The 25640-nt window shown below is 71.9% G+C and carries 23 protein-coding genes and 1 pseudogene; 13 read left to right on the forward strand and 11 right to left on the reverse strand.

Features of this window, described 5'->3' with window-relative positions; translation table 11 throughout:
• The 4 genes and pseudogenes from E1287_RS22760 to hppD form a co-directional block, all read right to left on the reverse strand.
• Positions 1–830: pseudogene (locus E1287_RS22760) on the reverse strand (M1 family metallopeptidase); the annotation flags it as partial.
• A 76-nt stretch (positions 831–906) separates the two neighbouring features.
• A complete protein-coding gene (locus tag E1287_RS22765; RefSeq protein WP_131967075.1) occupies positions 907–1761 on the reverse strand; it encodes an RDD family protein in 855 nt (284 codons plus the stop codon).
• A 113-nt stretch (positions 1762–1874) separates the two neighbouring features.
• Positions 1875–2783, reverse strand: a complete 909-nt coding sequence (locus E1287_RS46395; RefSeq protein ID WP_131967076.1) for an RDD family protein — start codon at positions 2781–2783, stop codon at positions 1875–1877.
• A gap of 130 nt (positions 2784–2913) precedes the next feature.
• Complete coding sequence (gene hppD, locus E1287_RS22775; protein WP_207934393.1) at positions 2914–4005, reverse strand: 4-hydroxyphenylpyruvate dioxygenase; 1092 nt, start codon at positions 4003–4005, stop codon at positions 2914–2916.
• Between the two features lie 109 nt (positions 4006–4114).
• Between hppD and E1287_RS22780 the strand changes: the two genes are divergently transcribed.
• The gene (locus E1287_RS22780; RefSeq protein WP_131967078.1) at positions 4115–4720 is read left to right on the forward strand and encodes an Lrp/AsnC family transcriptional regulator; all 606 of its coding nucleotides are present in this window, start codon (positions 4115–4117) and stop codon (positions 4718–4720) included.
• 102 nt (positions 4721–4822) lie between these two features.
• Here E1287_RS22780 and greA read toward each other — a convergent pair whose 3' ends face one another.
• Positions 4823–5323 carry a transcription elongation factor GreA gene (gene greA, locus E1287_RS22785; RefSeq protein ID WP_131967079.1) on the reverse strand — a complete coding sequence of 167 codons (501 nt, stop codon included), beginning with the start codon at positions 5321–5323 and terminating at the stop codon, positions 4823–4825.
• 211 nt (positions 5324–5534) lie between these two features.
• A complete protein-coding gene (locus E1287_RS22790) occupies positions 5535–5939 on the reverse strand; it encodes a DUF4307 domain-containing protein (protein WP_131967080.1) in 405 nt (134 codons plus the stop codon).
• 250 nt (positions 5940–6189) lie between these two features.
• On the opposite strand from E1287_RS22790, the gene mca reads away from it, so the two are divergent.
• From mca to E1287_RS22805, 3 genes are all read left to right on the forward strand, one after another.
• Entirely contained in the window at positions 6190–7053 is an 864-nt protein-coding gene (mca, locus tag E1287_RS22795) for a mycothiol conjugate amidase Mca (RefSeq protein WP_131967106.1), read from the forward strand.
• Positions 7044–7337: a hypothetical protein gene (locus E1287_RS22800; protein ID WP_207934394.1), complete on the forward strand. Its 294-nt coding sequence runs from the start codon at positions 7044–7046 to the stop codon at positions 7335–7337. Before mca ends, E1287_RS22800 begins: the two co-directional genes overlap by 10 nt.
• Before the next feature lie 74 nt (positions 7338–7411).
• The gene (locus tag E1287_RS22805) at positions 7412–8290 is read left to right on the forward strand and encodes a tetratricopeptide repeat protein (RefSeq protein WP_131967081.1); all 879 of its coding nucleotides are present in this window, start codon (positions 7412–7414) and stop codon (positions 8288–8290) included.
• A gap of 40 nt (positions 8291–8330) precedes the next feature.
• On the opposite strand, the gene E1287_RS22810 is transcribed toward E1287_RS22805, so the two are convergent.
• Positions 8331–8807: a pyridoxamine 5'-phosphate oxidase family protein gene (locus tag E1287_RS22810; RefSeq protein ID WP_131967082.1), complete on the reverse strand. Its 477-nt coding sequence runs from the start codon at positions 8805–8807 to the stop codon at positions 8331–8333.
• Between the two features lie 77 nt (positions 8808–8884).
• Here E1287_RS22810 and E1287_RS22815 point away from each other — a divergent pair, with 77 nt between their 5' ends.
• The 9 genes from E1287_RS22815 to E1287_RS45790 all read left to right on the forward strand — a co-directional run bounded on the left by E1287_RS22815 (position 8885) and on the right by E1287_RS45790 (position 20034).
• Positions 8885–9880, forward strand: a complete 996-nt coding sequence (locus E1287_RS22815; protein ID WP_131967083.1) for a ribonuclease Z — start codon at positions 8885–8887, stop codon at positions 9878–9880.
• On the forward strand, positions 9873–11240 hold the full coding sequence (locus tag E1287_RS22820) for an NAD(P)/FAD-dependent oxidoreductase (RefSeq protein WP_131967084.1): 1368 nt from the start codon (positions 9873–9875) through the stop codon (positions 11238–11240). The genes E1287_RS22815 and E1287_RS22820 overlap by 8 nt, the downstream gene beginning before the upstream one ends.
• A gap of 39 nt (positions 11241–11279) precedes the next feature.
• Complete coding sequence (locus E1287_RS22825) at positions 11280–13265, forward strand: thioredoxin domain-containing protein (protein ID WP_131967085.1); 1986 nt, start codon at positions 11280–11282, stop codon at positions 13263–13265.
• Between the two features lie 227 nt (positions 13266–13492).
• Positions 13493–14668 carry a C40 family peptidase gene (locus tag E1287_RS22830; protein ID WP_131967086.1) on the forward strand — a complete coding sequence of 392 codons (1176 nt, stop codon included), beginning with the start codon at positions 13493–13495 and terminating at the stop codon, positions 14666–14668.
• Positions 14669–14820: 152 nt separating this feature from the next.
• Entirely contained in the window at positions 14821–15348 is a 528-nt protein-coding gene (locus tag E1287_RS22835) for a hypothetical protein (RefSeq protein WP_131967087.1), read from the forward strand.
• Positions 15349–15472: 124 nt separating this feature from the next.
• Complete coding sequence (locus tag E1287_RS22840; RefSeq protein WP_243719334.1) at positions 15473–16033, forward strand: hypothetical protein; 561 nt, start codon at positions 15473–15475, stop codon at positions 16031–16033.
• 128 nt (positions 16034–16161) lie between these two features.
• On the forward strand, positions 16162–16977 hold the full coding sequence (locus E1287_RS22845; protein ID WP_131967108.1) for an isoprenyl transferase: 816 nt from the start codon (positions 16162–16164) through the stop codon (positions 16975–16977).
• 150 nt (positions 16978–17127) lie between these two features.
• On the forward strand, positions 17128–18495 hold the full coding sequence (locus E1287_RS22850; RefSeq protein WP_131967088.1) for a PhoH family protein: 1368 nt from the start codon (positions 17128–17130) through the stop codon (positions 18493–18495).
• Between the two features lie 537 nt (positions 18496–19032).
• Positions 19033–20034 (forward strand): lytic transglycosylase domain-containing protein, encoded by a 1002-nt coding sequence (locus E1287_RS45790; RefSeq protein ID WP_243719335.1) that lies wholly within the window; start codon positions 19033–19035, stop codon positions 20032–20034.
• Between the two features lie 25 nt (positions 20035–20059).
• On the opposite strand, the gene E1287_RS22860 is transcribed toward E1287_RS45790, so the two are convergent.
• From E1287_RS22860 to E1287_RS22875, 4 genes are all read right to left on the reverse strand, one after another.
• Positions 20060–21478 carry a class II fumarate hydratase gene (locus E1287_RS22860; RefSeq protein WP_131967089.1) on the reverse strand — a complete coding sequence of 473 codons (1419 nt, stop codon included), beginning with the start codon at positions 21476–21478 and terminating at the stop codon, positions 20060–20062.
• A gap of 80 nt (positions 21479–21558) precedes the next feature.
• Entirely contained in the window at positions 21559–22812 is a 1254-nt protein-coding gene (locus E1287_RS44845) for a serine/threonine-protein kinase (RefSeq protein WP_207934395.1), read from the reverse strand.
• Between the two features lie 127 nt (positions 22813–22939).
• Positions 22940–24580, reverse strand: coding sequence for a fumarate hydratase (locus E1287_RS22870; protein WP_131967090.1), 1641 nt, complete (start codon positions 24578–24580; stop codon positions 22940–22942).
• A 1-nt stretch (position 24581) separates the two neighbouring features.
• Positions 24582–25568: a DMT family transporter gene (locus E1287_RS22875; RefSeq protein WP_131967091.1), complete on the reverse strand. Its 987-nt coding sequence runs from the start codon at positions 25566–25568 to the stop codon at positions 24582–24584.
• Positions 25569–25640 lie beyond the last annotated feature (72 nt).

The following is a 25640-nucleotide window of genomic DNA, read 5'->3' on the forward strand; positions in this document are numbered from 1 at the left end:
GGCTCGGTGGGCGGGCCGCTCGGCAGGCCGGGCGGCGCGCCGGGCAGGCTCGGCGGCCCGCCCGGCAGGCCTGGGTCGCCGCCGGAGCCGGTCGGCGGCGTCTCCGGCTCGCCGTTGGCGATCGCGGTGAGGCCCGGCGGCACCGTCAGCTCGAAGTCGAACGTGGCCTTGTCGCTCGGATGGTCGTTGCTCGGGAACCAGGTGTGCGCGCCGCTCGGCTGGCACGCCACGAACACCCCGTCCGGCGTGCGGATCCAGCCGTAGGTGCCGAGCACCGGGTCCGACACCGGCTCCGGCGTCCCCGAGTACGCGACGACGGTCGTGAACTTCGCGCCCTTCTCCAGCGCCTTCGCCGGCGTGACCTCCAGCTCGCTGCCGCCGCGCTGCTGCCGCGCCGGGGCGCCGTCCACCGTGATCGACGACACCTCAAGCCCGGTCAGGTCGAGGTTGAACCGGGCGAGCCGCTCGGTCGCGACCGCGGTGATCGTCGCCGTGCCGTCCAGCTGCGCCGGGCCGTTCGGCGTGATCTTCAGCTTCAGCGCGTAGTGCTGGACGTCGTAGCCGCCGTTGCCGTCGCCCGGCACGTACCGGTCGCCCGCCGTCGTCGGCCCCACCGGACCGGTCGCGGCCGGGGCCGGCGGCGGGCCGGAGCCCTCCTTCCCGCCGTCGTCGAAGGGGGAGAGCTGGCAGGACGCGGTCAGCGACCCCGCGACGGCGAGCGCGGCCAGCCCCGCGCCGCCGCGGAACAGCCGCGCGTCACGGGACCGTCCCGCGTTCCGGGACAGGGCTCGCGCGCCGGTGCGGCGAGGGCTGGGGGAGTTTCCGGCCATATGCACGCTGCCCAGCCTGCCCGTGCCGGGCCCTAACCGGCAACTCGGTCATCCGGTCAGCCGTGCGTCTAGGGGTTCAGCGGTGGGCGTAGGGGTTGGGAAGGTGCGGCGCGGCCTTCTCGACGACGGTGCGCGCCACCTTGCAGTGCAGGGCCTGCTTGCGCGGATCCCAGAGGATCCACAGGACGTCGATCAGCCCGATGCACCCGCAGACGCCGCCCAGCACGCTGTAGAACGCCGACCGGCCCGCGGCCTGGCCGGTGGTGATCGCCTGCCGGTCGTGCTCCCGGACGACGCGGATCCGCAGCAGCATCTTGCCGAGCGTCTGCCCCCACTTGGCGTGCATCAGCCAGTAGTAGAGGAACCCGAGGACGATGCCGATCCCGTTCGCCGCCGTCTGCCCGCCGCTGTAGAACGAGTCGCCGGGTTCCGGGTCGAACACGCGGTCCCAGTCCATGAACGGGATCGAGATCAGGCCCGACACGATCCCGACGAGGATGAGGTCGACGATGGCGGCGCCCAGCCGTGCCCAGCGGCTCGCCAGCCCCTCGGACGGATCGGCGTAGCCGCCCATGCCGCCGCCGTACGCGGGCGCGGCCCCGTACCCCTGCTGCCCATAGGGCTGTTGCTGCCCATACGGCTGCTGCCCGTAGGGATCCTGGCCGTACGGCTGCTGTCCGTACGGCTCTTGCCCGTACGGGGGTTGCTGACCGTAGGGCTGCTGCTGTCCGCCGTACGGCTGCTGCTGACCATAGGGCGGTTGCTGCTGTCCGTAGGGCGGTTGCTGACCGTACGGCTGTTGCTCGCCGCCCTGGGGCTCCTGTCCGTAGGGCGGGCCGCCGTACGGTCCAGGGCGTTCGGGTCGCTGCTGGCCGTGCTGCCGGTCGTCCGGCTCTCCCCCGGACGCGGGGTCGTTCGGCGGTTGCGTCATGCCGTCAGGGTGGCCGTGCCGCAGCCGTCCAAACCTCGCCGCGTCCGGGGTCAGCGCAATGTTTGCCCACGGATGATCAGTAAATGATCAAAGGGCCGTCCGGACGGCGGCGCTCACTTGCGGGCGTACGGGTTCGGCATCCACGGCGCCGCCTTCACCACCACCGTCTTCGCCACCTTGTCGTGGAGGGCCTGCCGGCGCTCGTCCCACAGGATCCACGCCGTGTCGAGCAGGCCGGCGAGCCCGAGGATGCCCGCCGCGGGGTTGAGGAGGTTGAGCGTCGCCGTGGTGAGCGTGATGGCGTAGACGAACGCCTGCCTGCCGATGGCCTGCCCCCAGGACACCGCCGAATAGTCGGACGCCTTCACCAGCCGGATGCCGACCGCCTTCTTGCCCAGCGTCTGGCCCCATTTCGCGTGCATGATCGTGTAGTACGCGAAGCCCACCAGGAACACGATGACGTAGCCGACCAGCAGCCTCGGGATGTTGTAGAGGTCCAGCGGGTCGGCGATCGGCTCGCCGGACTCGATGGACTCCTCCATCTTGTCCCAGCGGATGGAGGACAGGACGGCGGGCACCGCCAGGACGCTGAGGAGCAGGCCGTCCAGGATTCCCGCGCCGAGCCGCGCGCCGCGTCCCGCAAGCATGTCCTGCGGCCCGCCGTATCCGGGATGCGGCTGCCCGGGAGGGCCGTACCCCGGCTGAGGTGGGCCGTAGCCGGGTTGGGGCGCTCCGTAGCCGGGCTGCTGCGGGTAGGCGGGCAGGCCTTGACCGGCCGGCGGGGCATGACCGGCCGGCGGCGGGGGAGGCGCCTGGCCGGGCTGGGCGCCGTACGTGCCCTGATACGGCGGCGGACGCTCGGGCGTGCCCTCTGGAGGAGTCTCCGGGGACGCGGGGGAAGAGGCGGCGGCGGTGGGGGTGTCCGCCGCGGGGGCGTCGGTTTCGGGCGCGGCGTCGACCTGCGGTTCAGGGGGCTCCCTGTCGCCGCCCGCGGGCCGGGGGTTCTCAGGCGGTTCGCTCATGGCCCACAGTGTGCCGTTAAACACAGTGCCCCGGTGAACACGGTGTTCTGGTATGAGGGGCCTTCTGATGGCTACCGACCCTGGACGCGGGCGCGTCCAGGGCCGGTCACCCCCCGAGCTGTGGATGGTCTCAGAGGTTCCCGCGGAGCTCCTGCTCCCGCTCGATCGCCTCGAACAGCGCCTTGAAGTTGCCCTTGCCGAAGCCGAGCGAGCCGTGCCGCTCGATCAGCTCGAAGAACACCGTCGGCCGGTCCTGGACGGGCTTGGTGAAGATCTGCAGCAGGTAGCCGTCCTCGTCCCGGTCGACCAGGATCCGGCGCTTCTGCAGCTCCTCGATCGGGACCCGCACCTCGCCGATGCGCTCGCGCAGCTCGGGGTCCTCGTAGTAGGAGTCGGGGCTCTCCAGGAACTCGACGCCCGCGGCCCGCATCTGGTCGAGGGTCGCGAGGATGTCGTTGGTGGCGAGCGCGATGTGCTGGACGCCAGGCCCGCCGTAGAACTCCAGGTACTCGTCGATCTGCGACTTGCGCTTGCTCTCCGCCGGCTCGTTCAGCGGGAACTTCACCTTGCGGGTGCCGTCCGCGACGACCTTGGACATCAGCGCCGAGTACTCGGTCGCGATGTCGTCGCCGACGAACTCCGCCATGTCGGTGAAGCCCATGACCCGGTGGTAGTACTCGGCCCACTCGTCCATGCGCTCGACATTGCCGACGCAGTGGTCGATCGCCTGGAAGAACCTCTTCTCCGGCGGCGCGACGATGGGGTCGGCGGACACGAACCCCGGCAGGTACGGGCCGGAGTAGTTGGACCGGTCGACCAGCGAGTGCCGCGTCTCGCCGTACGTGGCGATCGCCGCGATCGTCACCTTGCCGTGGTCGTCCTCCAGGACGTGCGGCTCCTCCAGCCCCGTGGCGCCCTTCGCGACCGCGTGCCGGTAGGCGGCGTGGACGTCGGGGACCTCGATCGCGAGGTCGACCACGCCGTCGCCGTGCGCGGCGACGTGCCGGCCGATCTCGGTGTCGGCCTTCACCGGGCCGCGGAACACGAACCGGGCGCTGCCCGACTCCAGCACGTGCACGGCCTCGTCGGGGCTGCCGTTCTCCGGGCCGCGGTAGGCGACCCTGCGCATGCCGAACGCGGTCGAGTAGTAGTGCGCCGCCTGCTTGGCGTTGCCGACGGCGAAGACGACGGCGTCCATGCCCTTGACCGGAAACTCATCCATACCACCCAATCTCGACATGCGCCTACAAGGTGCGCAAGAGTGGATTGAATCGCTGGTCAATCTGTACAGTCAGGTGCGGTGACCGCCGGACGGTCTGTACATCCTGACCATGAGCGGGAGCGAGGAGCCGGAGGGGCGCGTGGCGATCGACGAGCTGGACGGACGCCTGATCGAGCTGTTCACCGCCCAGCCCCGCATCGGCGTGCTGGAGGCGTCCAGGCGGCTCAAGGTGGCGCGCGGGACCGTCCAGGCGCGGCTCGACCGGCTCGCCCGGGACGGCGTCATCGCCGGGTACGGCCCGGAGATCGACGCGGCGGCGCTCGGCTACGGCGTCACGGCCTTCGTGACGCTGCAACTCAGGCAGGCGGGCGGGCACGACCCGGTGGGGGCGCGGCTCGCGCAGGTGCCGGAGGTGATCGAGGCGCACACGATCACCGGCCCCGGCGACATGCTGTGCCGGGTCGTGGCGCGCAGCAACACCGACCTGCAGCGCGTCATCGACGTGATCGTGGACGTGGCGGGCGTGGAACGTGCGTCGTCGGTGATCTCGCTGGCCACGCAGGTGCCGTACCGGACGCTCCCGCTGGTCCGCGCGGCGTCCACCCAGCGGGCTGTGTCCACCCAGCGGGCAACGTCCACCCAGCAGAGCGCCTCCACGCAACGCCCGGCACGAGCCGGAGACCCCTCCCGCCACGCGGGCTCGGGTCCACCGTGAGACGTGGTGAGGCCGGGCGACTCGGATGGAGATCGCCCGGCCTCGGCCGTCACCTATCGCGTGGGAGCTCGTGAAGGCGCGCGCCCGTGAAGGCGCGCAGGGTCAGCCGGCGCCGTAGGGGGTCGCGTCGATGATCTCGACGGTCATGCCGCGGCCGTTCGGCAGGGTGTAGGTGGCCTTGTCGCCGACCTTCTTGCCGTTGATGGCCGCGCCGAGCGGCGACTTGGGGGAGTACACGTCGATGGGGGCGCCGACCTCCTCGCGGGACGCGAGCAGGAACGTGACCTCCTCGTCGTCGCCCTCGAAGGAGACCGTGACGGTCATGCCCGGACCGACGACGCCCTCGGTGCGGGGCGCCTCCCCGACGCGGGCGTTCTCCAGGATGCCCTGGAGCTGGAGGATCCGGCCCTCGATCTTGCCCTGTTCCTCCTTGGCCGCGTGGTAGCCGCCGTTCTCGCGCAGGTCGCCTTCCTCCCGCGCCGCCTCGATCTTCTGCGCGATCTCGATGCGGCCCGGGCCCGACAGGTGCTCAAGTTCGTTCTTGAGCCGGTCGTACGCCTCCTGGGTCAGCCAGGTGACGTTGTCAGCGCGGGTCTCGGTCACGGGTACTCCTCATCCACATGTTGCGATCTCGCCCGCCCGCCGTGGAGCGGGTGTCACATCGACATGAAGTGCGGCCAGGTGAAACCTCTAGCCTATCCGGTGTGTTCGAGTAAAGGTTCCCTGAACACGACGTCTGCAATCCGTCAGTTGTGTTTCGTCCTTCACCGGGCGTAGGGGCGCCCGGCCGGGGCCGTCTCGCCGGACGGGCCCTTCAGACGGCGCGGCAGCCGTGGATCCTCGCCCCGGTGGCCCGGCGGGGGGTCTGGAGCGTCGCCGTCCCGTCCACGCTGGACTTTCCGGCGGGCACGGTGACCTCCTGCGCGCCGAGCACCGTGAAGTTCTCGTCGAAGGCGTCGACGGTGCATCGGACCTCGTCGTCCTTGCCCTTCGCCACCGAATAGTTGATCTCGACGCCGGTGTCGGCGATGTCATAGGTGACGGTCTGCGCGACGATGCCCGGCGTCTGGCCCGCGTAGGCCGCGATGATCCCGAAGCCTCCCGCGGCCAGCGCGGTCACGACGCCGATCACGACCAGCCCGGCGCGTCCGCGCGGGGTCGCGGCGGGGCCCCGCCCGGAGTCGTCGGACGCCGCTGGTTTCGACAGGCTCGTCGTCATGGCGGGGAATCTCCGTGCGGTGGGCGGACGTTGTCAGGGACAATTCTCGTCTGTCATCGCGCGTGCCTCGAACCGGGGTCCGCTCATCACGGTCCGAACAGGAGATCCCTACGTGTCCGAGGTCATCGATACGGCGGTCAACGACGATGCGCCGGCCGTCGGCGGCGGTACGGCGGTCAGTGACGAGGCGGCGGTCATAGAGGAGGCGGCGCGCGCGCGGACGGGCGGGGGCGATGAGCCGCTGCGGCTCATGGCGGTGCACGCCCACCCCGACGACGAGTCCAGCAAGGGCGCGGCCACGATGGCGAAGTACGTCGCCGAGGGCGTCGAGGTCCTCGTCGTCACCTGCACGGGCGGCGAGCGCGGCGACATCCTGAACCCGGCGATGGACCGTCCCGAGGTCAAGGCCGACATCGGCAAGGTCCGTGAGGCGGAGATGGCGCGGGCCCGGGAGATCCTCGGCGTCCGGCAGAGCTGGCTCGGCTTCGTCGACTCCGGCTTCCCCGAGGGCGACCCGCCGCCCCCGCTGCCGGACGGCTGCTTCGCGCTGGAGCCGCTGGAGTCGGCGTCCGAGCCGCTGGTGCGCGCCGTCCGCGACTTCCGCCCGCACGTGATGCTGACCTACGACGAGAAGGGCGGCTACCCGCATCCCGACCACGTGAAGTGCCACGAGGTGTCGGTGGAGGCGTTCGAGGCGGCGGGCGACCCGGAGCGCTACCCGGGCACCGGCGAGCCGTGGCAGCCGCTGAAGCTCTACTACCACATGACGTTCAGCAAGGAGCGGATCCTCGCCCTGCACACCGCCATGGAGGACGCCGGCCTGGAGTCGCCGTACGCCGAATGGCTGGAGGGCTTCGAGGAGAAGAAGGAGAAGCGCGCGAGCTGGGACGTGACGACGCGCGTCCCCTGCGCCGACCACTTCGAGACCAGGGACCGCGCCCTGCTCGCCCACGCCACCCAGATCGACCCCAACGGGTTCTGGTTCGTCGTCCCGCTGGACGTGCAGCGCGAGGCATGGCCCACCGAGGACTACCATTTGGCCAGGTCCCTGGTCGACACTGAACTGCCGGAGGACGACCTGTTCGCCGGCGTCCGGGAGAGGGTGTGTCTGTAGTGCCCGTGCTCGCCGACGTCCCGCTGAACGACGACACCGTCAGTCCCGGCGTCCTGGGCCTCGCGGTCTTCGTCGCCCTGGCCGTCGCGACGGTGTTCCTCCTCCGCTCGATGAACAAGCAGCTGAAGAAGATCCAGGCGCCGCGGGAAGCGGACCTGAAGCAGCAGGAGTGGGAGCGCGCCGAGGCCGAAAAGGCCGCGACCGCCGCGATCCCTGCGACCACCGGCGACGCGGCGAAGATCGAGAAGGCCGGGACGCCGTCGGCGGACGACGACGAGTCCTGAAACGGGAGCGGCGGGCCGCTGAAGGCAGGTTGACGGCCGGTTGGATCCGGGCGCGTCCGGGGAGGACCCACGACGTGCGCGCGAACTTCGAGGACGCCTACCAGGGCCTCGGCCCGGCGGCGGCCCGGCTGTTCAGGCTGCTGGGCCTGCATCCCGGCGACGACATCGGGCTCGCGGCGGCCGCGGCGCTGGCGGACGTCCCCGAAGCCGAGGCCCGCGAGCTGCTGGAGACGCTCGTGCAGCGGGGGCTCGCCGCCGCGTCCGGCGACCCGTCCGAACAGGCCCGGTTCAGCCTGCCGGGACCGCTGCGCGGCCACGCCCGCGAGCTGGCGGAACGCGAGGAGACCGCGGCCGGACGGGACGCCGCGCTCCGCCGCGTCCTCGACCACTACCTCGCCGCCACGGCCACCGGCGGGCGGGACGCGGCGGGCGGCGAAGGGGTGCCGGAGGCCGAGGGGCTGGCGCTGCTGGAGCGGGAGCGCTGGGCGGAGGCCGTCGAGACGCTGCAGGACGGCCTGCGCGGCGCCGAAGACGACGGCGACCCGCACGCGATCCTGATGGCCCGCCACAACCTCGCCCGCGCGCTCACCATGACGGGCGACCTCGACCGCGCCATCGACCTGCTCGGCCCCCTCCCGGACGAGTTCGCGGCCCTCCCCGAACCGGACGACTACAACCGGGCCCGCGCGCTGGCGAGTCTCGGCGAGGCGTACCTGCGCGCTCGCCGCCCGGTCGCGGCGACCAACTTCTTCGGGCAGGCCCTGGAGATCATGCGGAAGCAGGACGCCGCCGACCAGGAGGCGGTCATGTTCGTCCACATCGCCGACGCGTCCCGCCAGCGCGGCGACCGCGCCGCCGAGGGCGCAGCCCTGGACCGCGCCGTCGAACTGTACGAGTCGATTTCCAGCCCGAAGGCCGCCCCGCTCGCCGCCCGCCGCGCGACCCTGGACTGACCCGCGTTCAGGGCTGACACGCGCTATGGCTTGCCCGCGCCTACAGCTTGCCGTGGTCCCAGCTGACGATGCGGTCGGGTTCCATGACGATGAGGACGCGCTTGGCGATCGCCTGCTCGATGCCCTCGGCGACGACCGGGTCGATCGGCTCGCCGATCTCGGGCACGGGAAGCCCCGCCATGCGGGAGCCGACCACCATGCCGACCTTCGACCGCGGCTCCGGGTCCTCGATGACGGCGCCGCGGCCGTAGAGGGCGACGCCGCGCAGCTCGCCGTACTCCACGCCGTCCTCGACCAGGCACGTCATGGTCGGGTCGCGGCGCAGGTTCAGCACCTTCTGCGACGCCCGGTACGTGGTGAACGCGATCTTGCCGTCGAGCAGCGCGTAGAACATCGTGACGAGGTGCGGCGCGCCGTACCTGCCGACCGTGGCGACCTGGACCTTGAAGTTGGCGGCGAGATAGGACGCCACCTCGTCCGGCGTCATCCGGATCTTCTCGCGCTTCCCTGCGGCCACGGGGCACCCACCTCGGTCGACGACGCGCACAGCATAACCAAGCGCTTACCCGGGGGCTCGGGCGGCACCATGGGGGCATGTCGGTGCGCGATCTGATCGTCCTGGGCTCGGCCAGCGCGGTGCCCACCAAGGCCCGCAACCACAACGGGTACCTGCTGCGCTGGGACGGCCACGGCCTGCTGTTCGACCCGGGCGAGGGCACGCAGCGGCAGATGACGCGCGCCGGGGTCTCCGCGCACGACGTGACCTGGATCTGCGTGACCCACTTCCACGGCGACCACTGCCTCGGCGTCCCCGGCGTGGTCCAGCGCATCGCCCGCGACGGCGTCGACCACCCGGTGGACGCGGCGTTCCCGGCGAGCGGCGCGCGGTACTGGGAGCGGCTGCGGCACGCGGCCGTCTTCCGCGACACCGACGTCATCCGCGAACACCCGGTCTCGGGCGAGGAGATGGAGCTCGATACCGGCGACGCTCCGTTCAGGCTGGTCGCGCGGCGCCTGTCCCATCCGGTGGAGGCGTACGGGTACCGGCTGGAGGAGCCGGACGGCGTGACGATGCTGCCCGGCGAACTCGCCGCGAGGGGAGTGCGCGGCCCGCTGGTCCGGCGGCTCCAGGAGGACGGCCGCGTCACCGTCCCGGACGGCCGGACGGTCACGCTCGACGACTGCAGCACCCGCCGTCCCGGGCAGAAGGTCGCGTTCGTCATGGACACCCGGCTCTGCGACGGCGTCCGGGAACTGGCCGACGGGGTCGACCTGCTCGTCATCGAGTCCACGTTCCTCCACCAGGACGCCGCGCTGGCCGCCGAGTACGGCCACCTCACTGCGCGGCAGGCGGCCAAGGCGGCGGCGGACGCGGGCGCCCGGCAACTCGTTCTGACGCATTTCTCCGAGAGGTACCGCGCCGAGGACGGGCGCCGTTTCCTGGACGAGGCGTCCGCCCAGTTCAGCGGCGACATCACCCTCGTCCACGACCTGGACCGGATCCCGATGCCCCGCCGCGCACCGGCCCGGCGAAGCGAAGAGGCCCGCCTAACCGAAGCTGATCGTGGGCAGGAGTCCAGGCATGGCTGACGAAGTCGATGTCGTGGTGATCGGTCTCGGACCCGGCGGCGAGGACGCGGCGGGGAGGCTCGCCGAGGCGGGCCTGTCCGTGGTCGCGGTGGAGTCGCGGCTGGTCGGCGGCGAATGCCCGTACTACGCCTGCGTGCCCACCAAGATGATGGTGCGGGCCGCCGGGCTCCTCGCGGACGGCGGCCGCGTTCCGGGGATGGCGGGCGACGCGGACGTCCGTCCCGACTGGGCGCCGGTCGCGGCCCGGATCCGCGACGAGGCCACCGACTCGTGGGACGACAAGACCGCCGCCGACCGCCTCACCGGCAAGGGCGCGACGCTCGTCCGGGGCGAGGGCCGCATCACCGGCCCCCACGAGGTGACGGTGAACGACCGGGTGTTCCGCGCGCGCCGCGGGATCGTCCTCAACACGGGCACATCGCCCACGGCCCCGCCCATCGACGGGCTCGCCGGCACCCCGTACTGGACGAACCGCGAGGCCGTCCAGGCGACCGAGGTCCCCGAGTCGCTCATCGTGCTCGGCGGCGGCGTCGTGGGCGCCGAGATGGCGCAGGTCTTCTCCCGCTTCGACGGCCGCGTCACGGTCGTCGAGGCCGCCGACCGCCTCCTCCTCAACGAGGAACCGGAGTCCAGCGCCCTGATCCGCGACGTCTTCGAACGCGAGGGCATCGGCGTCCGCACGGGCGTGAACGTCACCGCCGTCACGTACGAGAACGGCGAATTCACCATGCATCTAGGCGACGAGGCCCTCACCGCCGACCGCCTGCTCGTCGCGGCCGGCCGCCGTCCCAACCTGAAGGGTCTCGGCCTTGAGCACGTCGGCCTGGACGAGAACGCGCGCAGCGTTCCCGTGGACGGTCACCTCCGCGCCGCCGACGGCGTATGGGCGATCGGTGACATCACGGGCATGGGCGCGTTCACGCACGTGTCCATGTACCAGGCGGCCATCGCCGTCCGGGACATTCTCGGTGAGGAGGGCTCGCCCGCCGCCTATCGCGCTGTGCCTCGCGTCACGTTCACCGATCCTGAGATCGCCTTGGTCGGGCTCACCGAGGCCCAGGCGCGCGACCAGAACCTTCCCGTCCGCACCGGCATGTCGCAGATCCCGGAGTCGTCGCGGGGCTGGATCCACAAGGTCGGCAACGACGGCTTCATCAAGCTCGTCGAGAACACCGAATGGGGCACCCTCGTCGGCGCCACGGCCGCGGGCCCGTCCGGAGGCGAGATCCTCGGCTTCCTGTCCGTCGCCGTCCACACCGAGACCCCCACGGCCGTCCTCCGCGAAATGATCTACGCCTACCCGACCTTCCACCGCGCGATAGAACCCGCGCTCGCTGAGCTTGCGCGCCGGTCGGGCTGAGGGCGTGAGGGCGCGTCCGTATCGGGCAGGATCGGTGGCATGAACCGGCTCAAGGACGCGACAAGCCCGTACCTGCTGCAGCACGCGGGCAACCCGGCCGACTGGTGGGAGTGGGGCGACGAGGCGTTCGCCGAGGCACGGCGGCGCGACGTCCCCGTCCTTCTCTCCGTCGGATACGCGGCCTGCCATTGGTGCCATGTGATGGCGCACGAGTCGTTCGAGGACGACGAGACCGCGCGGATCATGAACGAACTGTTCGTGAACATCAAGGTGGACCGGGAGGAGCGGCCGGACATCGACGCCGTCTACATGGAGGCGACCCAGGCCATGACGGGCCAGGGCGGGTGGCCGATGACGGTGTTCATGACCCCGGACGGGCATCCGTTCTACTGCGGGACGTATTTCCCGCGGGCGCAGTTCCGGGCGCTGCTGCAGGCCGTCCACAAGGCGTGGACGGAGCAGCGCGACGAGGTGGTGGGCCAGGGGCGGCAGGTCGTCGACGCGCTCACCTCGCGCGGGTCGGGGCTCGCGGGCACGGACGCCCCGGGCGAGGAGATGCTCGCGCACGCGGTGAAGGTGCTGGCCGCGTCGTACGACGCGGCGCGCGGCGGGTTCGGGGGCGCGCCGAAGTTCCCGCCGTCGATGGCGCTGGAGTTCCTGCTGCGGCATCACGCGCGGACGGGGGACGACGAGGCGCTCGGCATGGCCGCGCACACCCTGGAGGCGATGGCGCGGGGCGGGATGTACGACCAGCTCGGCGGCGGGTTCGCCCGGTACTCGGTGGACGATCGCTGGGTCGTCCCGCACTTCGAGAAGATGCTCTACGACAACGCGCTGCTGGCGCGCGTCTACGCCCACTGGTGGCGGCTCACCGGGACGCCCTTCGCGCGGCGGGTGGCCCTGGAGACGTGCGACTGGATGCTCCGCGACCTGCGGACGGACGAAGGCGGCCTCGCCTCCGCGCTCGACGCCGACAGCGAAGGCGTCGAAGGCAAGTACTACGTCTGGACGCCCGCGCAACTGCGCGAGGTGCTGGGGGACGAAGACGGCGCATTCGCGGAGAGCCTTTTCGAGGTGACCGGGACGTTCGAGCACGGGACGTCTGTACTGCAGCTTCTCAACGACCCGGATGACGTCGAACGGTACGAGCGCGTCCGGACGGCACTGCTGTCGGCGCGCGCACACAGGATCCCGCCCGCAAGGGACGACAAGGTCGTGGCGGCTTGGAACGGGCTCGCGATCGCTGCGCTGGCCGAATGCGGGGCGCTGTTCGACCGTCCGGACCTCGTCCGGGAGGCCGAGGAAGTGGCGCGGCTGCTGGTCGACGTGCATCTGCGTGAGGGACGCCTGGCGCGGACGTCGCGGGCCGGGGTGGCGGGCGCGAACGTCGGCGTCCTGGAGGACTACGCGGACGTCGCCGAGGGACTGCTCGCTCTGCACGGCGTCACCGGAGACCCGCGGCATGTGCGGCTCGCCGGCGAGCTGCTGAACACCGTCCTGGAACGGTTCGGGGACGGGTCCGGCGGGTTCTACGACACCGCCGACGACGCGGAGCGGCTCTTCCGGCGCCCGCAGGACCCGACCGACAACGCGGCCCCGTCGGGGCAGTTCGCCGCGGCGGGCGCGCTGCTGTCGTTCGCCGCGCTCACCGCGTCGGACTGGCACCGGCAGTCCGCGGAGGCGGCGCTCGCCCCGGCGGGCACGCTCGCCGACAAGCACGCGCGGTTCGCCGGCTGGGGCCTGGCCGTGGCGGAGGCGCGGGCGGCGGGCCCGGTGGAGATCGCGGTGATCGGCGATCCGGAGGACGAGCGCACCCGCGCGCTGCATCGGACGGCGCTGATGGCGGTCGCGCCGGGCGCGGTGGTGAGCGTGGGCCCGCCGGACGCGGAGGGCGTCCCGCTGCTGGAGGGGCGCGGGATGGTGGACGGCGTCCCGTCGGCGTACGTGTGCCGCGGGTTCGTCTGCCGGCGGCCGGTGACGTCCCCGGCCGAGCTGACGCGAGAATTGCTCGGACAAATGGGCTGACAAGGGACATTGGACGACAGGTCCATTTTGTGGCAGCGTGACCTTGATCTCGTATCCGCTTGGTGTTACCACTGGGTAGCAGGACTGAGGCTGACCCAACGGGGCCGTCCGGACGAGGGTGGCCGCCGGCCCGCCGGGTATCTGGACGGTGGCCGGGCGGCTGCGCCATAGTCGGTCCCGGAGCACGTGCGACCGTCAGACAGGGCGACCTTTCGAGGAGTGTGGCAGTGGGAAAGCCGAACCGCCGGGCCCTTCCGACGATCATCGGCGTTTCAGTGCTGACGACACTCGGCGCCAACGTCGCCGTCCTGGTGGCGCGCGGTGACGACGGCCCCGCGACGGCCCGTGGCGGCGAGCAGCGCGCCCAGTTCGTGGCCGCGTCCGACAGCACCCGCATCTCGCCCGCCGCCGTCGCGCCCCAGGGCAGGCGGCTCACCCCGCACATCCTCGTCGCCGCGCCGTCCACCCTCCCGGCCGACCTGGTCGCGAAGGTGCGCGGCGCCAAGAGCGTGAAGGGCGTCGAGGTCGTGGACGCCGTGCAGGGCATGGTCGCGGGCAAGCGGGTCGGGCTGATGGGCGTCGACCCGTCCACGTTCCGCAACTACACGCCGAAGCCGACCGCCAGGTCGGACGCGCTGTGGCGCAACGTGGCGGCCGGCGACGTCGCGATCTCCTTCACGATGGGCAACGACGGCGGCGTGAAGCTCGGCAGCCAGGTCCCCGTCGGCGGCAGGCGGACCCAGTCGCCGCTGCGCGTGGGCGCGTACGCGACGATGGGCATCGGCGACGTCGACGCGGTCGTCTCGCGCACCACCGCGCAGGCTCTCGGCATGCCCACCGGCAACGCGATGCTGATCAGCGTCCCGAAGACCGAGCCGAAGACGTTCATCAAGAAGCTCCGCAAGGTCCTGCCGAAGAACACCAAGGCCGTCGAGGTCAACCCGGAGATCGACTACCCGGTGGCCGGGGACGTGCCCACCGCCAACGGCCAGGTCATGAACGCCCGGCAGGTCCGGACGGTGATCAAGGCCGCCTACACCCGGCTCGGCTGGCCGTACGTGTGGGGCGGCGAGTCCGAGCAGGAGGGCGGCTACGACTGCTCGGGCCTCATGCAGTACGCCTTCGCCAAGGCGGGCATCAGGCTCCCGCGCGTCGCCGCCGACCAGGCGCGCGTCGGATGGGTCGTCCCGTACAGCAAGGCCGAGCCGGGCGACATGCTCATCTGGGCCAACGACCCGACCGCGCCCGGCTACATCTCCCACATCGCGCTCTACCTCGGGAAGGGCAAGATGCTGGCCGCCCCGAGGCGCGGCACCGTGGTCCAGGTGCAGGACGTCTACACCCGCAACATGCGCGGCGCCGTCCGGGTGAGCCCCAAGATCGCCAACGGCCTGGGCCGCTGAACCGGCGGCCCGCCCGCCGGTCAGAGCGGGCAGCCGCGGCCGAGCGGCTCCAGGTTCCGCTCGCCGCTTGATCGAACGCCCCGACCTCCTTATGCGATATCGATGACCCTCGGGGCTGGCGTCTGCGCCCGCAGGGTTGTAATTTTGATTACATGAGTACGAGTGAAGCGGCGGAGCAGCTCCGCGGCTGGTTCTCCGGACGGCTCCCCGACGGCTGGTTCGAGGGGCCGCCGGAGGTCGTCCTCGACCGCGAGGAGGTCAGCGTCGTCGGCCGCCTCCCCGAACCGCCCGCCGCCGAGGCGGCGGAGACGTCCGAGGCGGAGCGGGCCGGCGCGATCGCCGGCCACATCCAGCGGTTCCGCGAGGAGACCCGCGACCGGCGCATCGCCATCGCCCGCGAGGCCGAACGGCGCTTCGGCCACAAGGTCTCCTGGGGCGTCGAGTGCGGCGGCGAGCGGGAGATGTTCACCACCCTGTCGGTGCCCGTCATGACCCGGCTCCGGCAGCCCGAGCGCCGCGTCCTGGACACCCTCGTCGAGGCCGGCGTCGCCCGCAGCCGCAGCGACGCGCTCGCCTGGTGCGTGCGGCTCGTCGGCAAGAACACCGACGAATGGCTGTCCGAGCTGCGCTCGGCGCTGCAGCACGTCGAACGCGCCCGCGCCGCCGGGCCCCGGGCCTGACCCCGGCTTCATTACCGGATCTCAATGATCACTGGGTGTGATCATGGTGCCGGCCTGCTCTACTGTGCCTTCATGCGGCCGTCCGCGCGGACGGCCGCGGACGGCGAGGAGGGGTGGTGGTCGGGTGGTGCACGGGCTGCGCTGCCTGGACGGCTCCGACCTCGCCGTGGTGCCCGTCGCCTCGCTCGACCGCGGCGGCAACCCGTTCGAGGTCACGCTGGAGCTGTGGCGCGACGGCGACTCGTTCGGCGCGGTGGGGGAGCGGTGCGGGTACTTCCTGGCCGATCTCGCCGTCCGGGTGGCCGAGGCCAGGGCCGACGGGTCCCCGCAGGCCGTCCGCTGGCCCGACCCCGACGACCGGTTCCCGGAGCCGCCCGCCGGCGGCGCGGCCCGCGAACCCGAGCTGTTCGCGTTCCGCTACCGCGACCGCGGCGACGTGGTGAGCACCGGCGAGCTGCGCTGCGCGCTGCGGACGTCCTCGATGTGGGTCGGACGGCAGCAGTCCGCGTCCGGACGGTGGCGGGTCGCGCGCCGGGCCGTCATCGAGGCATGGGGCGCGAGCGGGCGCGGCGTCCGCGCCGTCCTCACCTCCGCCGACCTCGCCCGGTTCCTCGCTGAGTTGCTGAGGGAAGCCGACCGGGCCGGAGCAGGCCAAATGGTAAGTCCGGAGCGTCCCGCGCATTAGCCTGACATGACGGGAACGGTGAGATAAGTAGCGCCGTCGGGCCATAATTGAGCGTTCTCCCGCCAGGGACGGCCGCTCGAAGGGAAGCCCACATGGGGGTTCGGCGTACGGAAAAGCCGCGCACCGGCATGCGGACGGCCGGTGGACGGCTGACCTCCGCCATTCGGCGCAGCGGCCCGTACGCGGCCGTCCGCGATGTCGTCTACCGGATGTACGAGCACCGGGTCGAGGCGTCGCTGCCCAAGGACGTCACGCCGCGCCACGTCGGCGTGATCCTGGACGGGAACCGCCGCTGGGCCAGGTCGATGGGCCTGGCGGACGTCAACTCCGGGCACCAGCGCGGCGCCCAGAAGATCTCCGAGCTGCTGCAGTGGAGCGCGGAGGCGGGGGTGGAGCACGTCACGCTGTGGCTGCTGTCCACCGACAACCTGAACCGCCCGGCCGCCGAGCTGGACCCGCTGCTGGAGATCATCGAGAACACCGTCCGGAAGCTCGCCTCCGACGGCTGGCACGTCAAGCCCGTCGGCGCCCTCGACCTGCTGCCCGATAAAACCGCCCGTGTCCTGAAAGACGCGGGTGAGGCCACATCGGACGCACCCGGCCTGATTGTGAACGTCGCGGTTGGGTATGGGGGTAGGCGTGAGATCGCTGATGCGGTGCGCTCACTGCTCATCGAGCAGGCGAGCCGGGGCACCAGCATCGAGGAACTCGCCGAGATCCTCGACGTGGAGCACATCGCGGAGCATCTCTACACGCGCGGCCAGCCGGATCCGGACCTGGTCATCCGCACCTCGGGGGAGCAGCGTCTCTCCGGCTTCATGCTCTGGCAGAGCGCCCACTCGGAGTTCCACTTCTGCGAGGTCCACTGGCCGGACTTCCGCAAGGTCGACTTCCTCCGGGCCATGCGCTCGTACGCCGCGCGGCACCGGCGCTACGGTACCTGACGGCCGTCATCCGGCCTCCACCGCCCGCTCGGCGGACCGGCGCGCCAATGGACGCCTTTCGTCCACGGGAGGTCCGGGCGGGCCACGCCCGCGCGGACAGGCCGGACGAAACGTGTTCACTGGTACGTCCCCCATCACCAGGGAGATCGAGTGGCCACAACCTCCGCGCGCCGTCCCAGCCCGTCTGGGGACACCTCCGGGACGTCCGTTCCGGACCGGCGCACGTACGTCCTCGACACCAGCGTCCTGCTCGCCGACCCGGGGGCGCTGACCCGGTTCGCCGAGCACGAGGTCGTACTCCCCATCGTCGTGATCTCCGAGCTCGAGGCCAAGCGCCACCACCCCGAGCTCGGATACTTCGCCCGGCAGGCCCTGCGCATGCTGGACGACCTGCGCCTGCGGCACGGCCGGCTGGACGAGCCGGTGTCCGTGGACGGCCCGCTCGGCGACCAGGGCGGAACGATCCGGGTCGAGCTGAACCACGCCGACCCGAGCGTGCTGCCGGACGGGTTCCGGCTCGGCGACAACGACACCCGCATCCTGTCGGTCGCGGCGTGGCTGGCGCGCGAGGGACGCGACGTCGTCCTGGTCTCCAAGGACCTGCCGATGCGGGTGAAGGCGTCCGCGGTCGGCCTCGCCGCCGAGGAGTACCGGGCGGAGCTGGCCGTCGTGGAGTCCGGCTGGACGGGCATGCGGGAGCTGGAGGTGCCCGCCGGGGTCGTGGAGGACCTGTACGAGTCGGGCGCCGCGGACGTGGAGGAGGCGCGGGATCTGCCGTGCCACACGGGGCTGCGGCTGCTGTCGGAGCGCGGCTCGGCCCTCGGCCGGACGCTGCCGGACAAGTCCGTGAAGCTGGTGCGCGGCGACCGGGAGGTGTTCGGGCTGCGCGGCCGGTCCGCGGAGCAGCGGATCGCGCTGGACCTGCTGATGGACGAGGACGTCGGCATCGTCTCGCTCGGCGGCCGGGCCGGCACCGGCAAGTCGGCCCTCGCCCTGTGCGCGGGCCTGGAGGCGGTGATGGAGCGCCGGCAGCACCGCAAGGTCGTGGTGTTCCGCCCGCTGTACGCGGTCGGCGGCCAGGAGCTCGGCTACCTGCCAGGCTCGGAGAACGAGAAGATGTCGCCGTGGGCGCAGGCCGTTTACGACACCCTGTCGGCGGTGACGACCCCGGACGTCATCGACGAGGTCGTGGACCGTGACATGTTGGAGGTCCTGCCGCTCACCCACATCCGGGGCCGGTCGCTGCACGACGCGTTCGTGATCGTGGACGAGGCGCAGTCGCTGGAGCGCGGCGTCCTGCTGACCGTGCTGTCGCGGATCGGCGCGGGGTCGCGGGTCGTCCTGACGCACGACGTGGCGCAGCGCGACAACCTGCGGGTCGGGCGGCACGACGGCGTCGCCGCCGTGGTGGAGAAGCTCAAGGGGCACCCGCTGTTCGCGCATGTGACGCTGACGCGGTCGGAGCGGTCGCCGATCGCCGCTCTGGTCACCGACCTCCTCGGCGACGTCGGCGGCTGACGCGCCGCAATACGAACCCCGGCGGTACCGTGTGAGCGGCCCGCCGGGGTTCGTCGTCTCAGAACGTCCGGGATCTTGTCTACGGAACGTGATCGGTAAACCCCGGACCGTGGGCTTGTGATGAAGGTCACAGGTTGGTCCCCGAGGCCTGAGATCCCCTGGTCCCGTGGCGGTTTCGGTGGTTCGCCCGGCGAGTTGACAATCGTCCCAGCCGCAGCTTTCGTCTCGTTTCGGTTGCGAAGCCTCCCTCGGCCTCAGGCATTGTGTCTCCCCGTAAGCACCCCCGAGCGGTGCCGAGCCGGAGCGCGTCCCCTCACGCGCGGCGGGCACGGCGCCGGTCCGGGCCCGGGTCGCCGAGTCCTCCAGGCGGCCGGACGGGCCAGGGGTGAAGCAGCTCGGGCGCGTGTCCATGCGCGTGCGACCGTCGGAAGGACCGCCTTGTACGGAGACCATCCAGGGTCCCCTAGGCGAGACGAACGACAGAACTTCGACCCCCAAGGGCCGTGGACGGGCGCGGCTCACCCGCCGGGCCGGCCGATGCCGGCGCCGGAGCCCCCGTCCCCCCAGATCCCCGTCCAGGCCACGGGCGCGTTCGCGGCGCCGCCTACGCCCCCCGGGCCGCCCGCGCAGGACGGCCCCTTCGCGCAGGCCGATCCGTTCGCGCCGCCCGCGCAGGACGATCCGTTCACCACGCAGGCGGGGCCGCCGTCCGCGCCGCACGAAGACGACGTGAAGGTCGCGGGGAGCGCCACCCAGGTCGGTGGCGCTCCCGCCGGTGACACGCTCGGCTTCCAGGCCCTTCCGGGCGAGCCGTTCCGCATCGGCGCGTCCGCAGACGGGCCCCGCGACGAGATCGTGTCCGGGCACCGGGCGCAGCGCCCCTCCGCCGGGCGGGGAGGTTCCGGCGGGCGCAACGGCATGCGGATCGTCGCCGTCGCCGCCGGCGCGGCGGTGGTGATCGGCGGCGGCGCCGTCGCCGCGTTCGCGCTGACCGGCGGTTCCGGCGACGACGGCGCGACCGTCAAGCCCACCAAGCAGCTCGCCGACGCCGCGCCGAAGGTCGACCCGAAGGTCCTGGAGGAGCAGCGGCGCAAGCTTGCCCTCGACCGCGCCTCCCGCGCGACGCGCCAGGACCAGGGCGAGGCCCCGTCCCTGCACCCGAAGGGGAAGCCGGTTCCGACCAAGAAGCCGGGCGGGGACGGCGGCGGCGGCCCGATCGGCGACCCGGTCCCGGCGGGCGAGGCGCAGGAGATCGCCAAGAGGCTGATGCCGAAGTACGGGTTCACCGGCGACGGCCAGTTCGGCTGCCTGGTGAAGCTGTGGAACAAGGAAAGCCACTGGAACGTGCACGCGGACAACCCCTCGTCCGAGGCGTACGGCATCCCGCAGGCCAATCCGGGTTCCAAGATGGCCAGCGCCGGGCCCGACTGGCAGAACAACGCCACCACGCAGATCAAGTGGGGCCTCGGCTACATCAAGGGCCGCTACAACACCCCGTGCGGCGCGTGGTCGCACTCCCAGTCGGTCGGCTGGTACTGACCCGTCCCGAGCGCGTCCCAGGCGGTCACGAGGACCTCCGGGACGCGCCCTTGGACGAGCCCGTCATTCCGAGCACGTCCAGCGCCGCGTCGAGCTGCTCGACGGTCAGCTTCCCGTCGTCCACGTAGCCGCGTTCCAGGACGACCTCGCGGATGGTCCTGCGTTCGCTCAGTGCTTGTTTGGCGACCTTCGCCGCCTCCTCGTAGCCGATGTACCGGTTGAGCGGCGTCACGATCGACGGCGACGACTCGGCGTACTCGCGCATTCTCTCGACGTCGGCCTCGATGCCGTCCACGCAGCGGTCGGCGAGCAGCCGCGACGCGTTCGCGAGCAGGGTGATCGACTCCAGGACGTTGCGGGCCAGCATCGGCAGCATCACGTTGAGCTCGAAGCTGCCGGACGCGCCGCCGAACGCGACCGCCGCGTCGTTCCCGATGACCTGCGCGGCGACCTGCGCGACCGCCTCCGGGATCACCGGGTTCACCTTCCCCGGCATGATCGACGAGCCGGGCTGCAGGTCGGGCAGCCGGATCTCGGCGAGCCCGGCGCGCGGGCCCGAGCCCATCCAGCGCAGATCGTTGACGATCTTGGTGAGGCTCACCGCGACCGTGCGGAGCGCGCCGCTCGCCTCGACCAGGCCGTCCCGCGCGCCCTGCGCCTCGAAGTGGTCGCGGGCCTCCGTCAGCGGCAGGCCCGTGGCCCGCGCGATCTCCGCGATGACGCGGCCGCCGAAGCCGTCCGGGGTGTTGATGCCGGTGCCGACCGCGGTCCCGCCCAGCGGCAGCTCGGCCAGGCGCGGCAGGACGGCCTCCAGCCGCTCCACACCGTGCCCGACCTGCGCCGCGTACCCGCCGAACTCCTGGCCGAGCGTCACGGGCGTCGCGTCCATCAGGTGGGTGCGGCCCGACTTGACCACGGTCCGGAACTCGTCCGCCTTCCGCGCGAGGGCGGCCTCCAGATGGCGCAGCGCGGGGATCAGGTCGTTCACGACGGCGCCGGTGGCCGCGATGTGGATGGACGAAGGGAACACGTCGTTCGACGACTGGGACGCGTTCACATGGTCGTTCGGATGGACGGGACGACCGAGCCGCTCCTGCGCCAGCGTCGCCACCACCTCGTTGGCGTTCATGTTCGAGGACGTCCCGGACCCCGTCTGGAACACGTCGATGGGGAACTGGTCGTCCCACCTGCCGTCGGCGACCTCGCGGGCGGCGGCGGCGATCGCGCGGGCGACGTCGTCGTCCAGCACCCCGAGCTCGGCGTTCACCGTCGCCGCGGCGGCCTTGATCTGGCCGAGCGCGGCGATGTGCGACGCCTCCAGCGGCCGTCCCGAGATCGGGAAGTTCTCCACCGCGCGCTGCGTCTGCGCCCGCCACTTCGCCGCCGGCGGCACGCGGACCTCGCCCATCGAGTCGTGCTCGACGCGGAACTCCTGCTCGCCCATCCAGGCCTCCCCTTCGCGTCCGTGGCCGCCACTCATGGCAGCCGGGCACGTGGCTCCCGCATTCCCCGGGGTGGGGCGCGTCACTCCTTGGTGAGCGAGTAGTTCTTCCGCTCGCCGGGGGAGCCGAGGGGCTTGCGCAGGCCGTTCACCCAGACGTCGCAGGCGGACGCGTCGTAGATCACCGCGTTGAGGCGCGGCTGGTCATACCGGCGGGCCTCGCCCTCCCGCAGGGTCTCGTCGCTGAGCACGGCGCCGCCCGGGACCGACACGAAGACCTTGCACACGGCGTTGCGGGCGCGGACGACCAGAGTGCTGGTCTCGACGCCGGGCGGAACGCCCTGCGCGCCGCCCGCCGGGCTGGACGCCTCCCCCGTCGGGGACGCCCCAGGGCTCTCCCGCATCATCCCGACGATGAGCGCGGTGGCGCCGATCCCGCAGGAGGCGACGGTCGCGCCGACGAGCCCGATCACGACCATCAGCCGGTAACGGGGCGTGTGGCCGCGGCGTCCGGACCGGGGCCCGGCGACGGCGCGGTCGAGCCGGTCGACCGCGCGGGCGTGGCTGAGCCGGCGGGTCGGGTTCTTCTCCAGCAGCCCGACGATCACCGGGGTGAGCCCGCCCGCGTTCTGCGGGGCGGGGGTGGACTCGTTGGCGAGCGCGCTCAGCGTCGCCATCACGTTCTCGCGCTCGAACGGCGGACGGCCCTCCAGCGCGGCGTACAGCGTCGCGCCGAGCGACCACAGGTCGGAGCGGGGCGTCGCCTTCTCGCCGGCGGCCACCTCGGGCGCCACGTAGGCGGGCGAGCCCATGAAGTGGCCCGTCTTCGTCAGGCTGGCCGACCCGGACGAGAACGCGAGCCCGAAGTCGGTGAGGACGACGCGGTCGCCGTCCAGCAGCACGTTGCTGGGCTTGAGGTCGCGGTGGACGATCCCGGCCTTGTGCGCGGTGTTGAGCGCGTCCAGCAGGGCGCGGCCGATGTGCGCGACCCGCTCGGGCGGCAGCGGGCCCGAGCGCTCGATGAGCTGTTCGAGGCTGGGCGCCTCGATCATCTCCATCACGATCCAGGGGCGGCCCTGCTCGATGACCACGTCGTACACCTCGACGATGGAGTGCGTGCGCAGCTGCGCGGGCGCGCGCGCCTCCCGGAGGGTGCGGCGGTAGAAGACCACCCGGTCGTCCTCGGTGAGGTCCTCGGGGAGCCGGAGCTCCTTGATCGCCACGGCGCGATCGAGGAGTTCGTCATGCCCTCTCCACACGGTGCCGTTGGCGCCCTGACCTATTTCCGCGACCAACCGGTAGCGCGCCGCTAGAACGAGGCGCTCTGACCGTGACATGGCGGAAAAGATACCGGAGTGGCCAGGCGGTCATCGGGGAGACCTCGGGACCAGGCCGGTTTTTGGCCAACAATGTGACCTACTGGCAAGAATCCCCAAGAAACCGGCAGGCAGGCGCCAGCGTTTGTCAGCGTCTGCCTATGGTCAGGACGGGGCCTGTGGTATCGGCGAAGAAGTCCTCGCCCTTGTCGTCCACGACGATGAACGCCGGGAAGTCCTCGACCTCGATCTTCCAGACGGCCTCCATGCCGAGTTCCGGGTACTCCAGGACGTCCACCTTCTTGATGCAGTCCTGGGCGAGGCGGGCGGCGGGGCCGCCGATCGAGCCGAGGTAGAAGCCGCCGTGCTCCTTGCAGGCGTCGGTGACCTGCTTTGAGCGGTTGCCCTTCGCCAGCATGACGAGCGAGCCGCCGGCGGCCTGGAACTGCTCGACGTAGGAGTCCATGCGCCCGGCCGTGGTGGGACCGAACGAGCCGGACGCGTAGCCCTCCGGCGTCTTGGCCGGGCCCGCGTAGTAGACGGCGTGGTCGCGCAGGTACTGCGGCATGGGCTCGCCCGCGTCCAGCCGCTCCTTGATCTTGGCGTGGGCGATGTCGCGCGCCACGACCAGCGGGCCGGTCAGCGACAGCCGCGTCTTCACCGGGTACTTGGTCAGCTCGGCCCGGATCTCCGCCATCGGACGGTTCAGATCGATCTGGACGACGTTCTCGTCGAGGTGCTCGTCGGTCGTCTCGGGCAGGTACTGGGCCGGGTCGGTCTCCAGCCGCTCCAGGAACACGCCCTCCGCCGTGATCTTCGCGAGCGCCTGCCGGTCGGCGCTGCACGACACCGCGATCGCCACCGGGCAGGACGCGCCGTGCCGCGGCAGCCGGATCACGCGGACGTCGTGGCAGAAGTACTTGCCGCCGAACTGCGCGCCGATGCCGAGCTTCTGCGTCAGCTCGAACACCTGGAGCTCCAGCTCAAGATCGCGGAACCCGTGCCCGAGCGGCGAGCCCTCCGTGGGCATCGCGTCCAGGTAGTGGGCGGACGCGTACTTGGCGGTCTTCAGCGCGTACTCGGCGGACGTCCCGCCGACCACGATCGCCAGGTGGTACGGCGGGCACGCGGCCGTGCCGAGCGAGCGGATCTTCTCCTCCAGGAACGACATCATCCGCTTCGGGTTCAGGACGGCCTTCGTCTCCTGGTAGAGGAACGACTTGTTCGCGCTGCCGCCGCCCTTGGCCATGAACAGGAACTTGTACGCCTCGCCGGGGGACGCGTACAGCTCGATCTGCGCGGGCAGGTTGCTGCCGGTGTTCTTCTCGTCCCACATCGTCACCGGGGCCATCTGCGAGTAGCGCAGGTTCAGCTTCGTGTACGCGTCGTACACGCCGCGCGAGATGTGCTCCTCGTCGTTCCCGTCCGTCAGGACGTGCTGGCCGCGCTTGCCCATCACGATCGCGGTCCCGGTGTCCTGGCACATGGGCAGGACGCCGCCGGACGAGATGCCCGCGTTCTTCAGCAGGTCCAGCGCCACGAACCGGTCGTTGGGGGACGCCTCGGGGTCGTCCAGGATCCGGCGGAGCTGCGCCAGGTGCGCGGGACGCAGCAGGTGCGAGATGTCGCGCATCGCGGTCTCGGTGAGCAGCCGCAGAGCCTCCGGCTCGACCTGGAGGAACGTCCGTCCATTGGCCTCGAACGTGGAGACCCCGCCGGAGGTCAGGAGCCGGTAGTCGGTCTCGTCCGGGCCGAGCGGCAGCAGGTCGGTGAAGGAGAACTCAGGCATCTCAGGCAGATCCTCGCGCGATTCCGATGGGGGCGGTGTCTACGGAATCACAGGTTACGGGCTGGGGAAGCGCCGGTTCACGTGGGGCGACGGGCTCCTCGGAAAGCGCCGGTTCACGGGGGGCGACACGGGCGCGCAGGCCGAGGACGACGCCCACGGCGACCAGCGCGGCGCCCGTGAGGTCGGCCGCGCCGGGACGGTCGATGCCGAGCGCCACCGTCGTGAGCACCGCGCTGACCGGGATCAGGCCCGCGAACAGCCCGGCCCGGTCGGCGCCGAGCCGTCCGATGGCGCTGTACCAGAGCAGGAACGCGATCGTGGTGACGACCACGGACAGGTAGGTGAAGCCCGCCAGCTCACCGGCCGTGGGGGTGCGGAGGACCGCCGTGCCGTCCACGGCGAGGCCGACGGCCAGCAGCATCGGCGCGGCCAGTGCGGCGGAGTAGGCCGAGACCCGCAGCGGGCCCAGCCGGGGCAGCAGTGGGACGGCCAGCAGCGAGAAGCACACCTCTCCGGCGAGCGCGCCGAGCGACAGCAGCAGCCCGCGGAGGCTGCCGCCGCCCAGCCCGTTGGCGAGCGCGGCCCCGGCGGCGACCACGCACGCCGCCAGCACGAGCGCCGGGGCGGGACGGCGTCCGTCCAGCAGCGGGCCGATCAGCGCCAGCACGATCGGCACCGTCGCGATCACCGTGCCGATCGTGGCGGGGCTCGTGTCCTGGGTGGCCGCGACGATGCAGACGTTGAACGCCACCAGGCCCGTCCCGGCCAGGGCCGCCAGCAGCAGCCAGTCCCGCGGGGACGGGCGCCGCGCAGGGCCGCCGGCGAACCGGACCACGGCCAGCAGCACCAGCGCGGCGACCGTGTACCGCGCGGCCTGGCCGCCGAACACCGGATAGTCGGCGATCGTCGCGGACACGGCGGTCAGCGTCCCGACGAGGAACATCGCCGATCCGGCCCCGGCCATGCCCCGCCTGTGAGAAGTGTTCATGGATGGAACGCTAGAATCCCGCTTGGTCCATCGGACAGAGCCAATGGCCGAGTCAAAGCATGGACCATTGCG

Origin of the sequence: Actinomadura sp. KC06, from assembly GCF_004348735.1 — a bacterium.
Classification (GTDB): domain Bacteria; phylum Actinomycetota; class Actinomycetes; order Streptosporangiales; family Streptosporangiaceae; genus Spirillospora.

What these genes read in the sequence shown, in the direction of transcription:
- E1287_RS22820 (WP_131967084.1), top strand. Translation starts at nt 9,873, where the DNA reads ATGGCTGACGAAGTCGATGTCGTGGTGATCGGTCTCGGACCCGGCGGC.
- E1287_RS22875 (WP_131967091.1), bottom strand. Translation starts at nt 25,568, where the DNA reads ATGAACACTTCTCACAGGCGGGGCATGGCCGGGGCCGGATCGGCGATG.
- E1287_RS44845 (WP_207934395.1), bottom strand. Translation starts at nt 22,812, where the DNA reads ATGTCACGGTCAGAGCGCCTCGTTCTAGCGGCGCGCTACCGGTTGGTC.
- E1287_RS22790 (WP_131967080.1), bottom strand. Translation starts at nt 5,939, where the DNA reads ATGACGACGAGCCTGTCGAAACCAGCGGCGTCCGACGACTCCGGGCGG.
- E1287_RS22870 (WP_131967090.1), bottom strand. Translation starts at nt 24,580, where the DNA reads ATGCCTGAGTTCTCCTTCACCGACCTGCTGCCGCTCGGCCCGGACGAG.
- E1287_RS46395 (WP_131967076.1), bottom strand. Translation starts at nt 2,783, where the DNA reads ATGAGCGAACCGCCTGAGAACCCCCGGCCCGCGGGCGGCGACAGGGAG.
- mca (WP_131967106.1), top strand. Translation starts at nt 6,190, where the DNA reads ATGGCGGTGCACGCCCACCCCGACGACGAGTCCAGCAAGGGCGCGGCC.
- E1287_RS45790 (WP_243719335.1), top strand. Translation starts at nt 19,033, where the DNA reads ATGCCGGCGCCGGAGCCCCCGTCCCCCCAGATCCCCGTCCAGGCCACG.
- E1287_RS22835 (WP_131967087.1), top strand. Translation starts at nt 14,821, where the DNA reads ATGAGTACGAGTGAAGCGGCGGAGCAGCTCCGCGGCTGGTTCTCCGGA.
- E1287_RS22860 (WP_131967089.1), bottom strand. Translation starts at nt 21,478, where the DNA reads ATGGGCGAGCAGGAGTTCCGCGTCGAGCACGACTCGATGGGCGAGGTC.
- E1287_RS22780 (WP_131967078.1), top strand. Translation starts at nt 4,115, where the DNA reads ATGAGCGGGAGCGAGGAGCCGGAGGGGCGCGTGGCGATCGACGAGCTG.
- E1287_RS22845 (WP_131967108.1), top strand. Translation starts at nt 16,162, where the DNA reads ATGCGGACGGCCGGTGGACGGCTGACCTCCGCCATTCGGCGCAGCGGC.
- hppD (WP_207934393.1), bottom strand. Translation starts at nt 4,005, where the DNA reads ATGGATGAGTTTCCGGTCAAGGGCATGGACGCCGTCGTCTTCGCCGTC.
- E1287_RS22815 (WP_131967083.1), top strand. Translation starts at nt 8,885, where the DNA reads ATGTCGGTGCGCGATCTGATCGTCCTGGGCTCGGCCAGCGCGGTGCCC.
- E1287_RS22825 (WP_131967085.1), top strand. Translation starts at nt 11,280, where the DNA reads ATGAACCGGCTCAAGGACGCGACAAGCCCGTACCTGCTGCAGCACGCG.
- E1287_RS22765 (WP_131967075.1), bottom strand. Translation starts at nt 1,761, where the DNA reads ATGACGCAACCGCCGAACGACCCCGCGTCCGGGGGAGAGCCGGACGAC.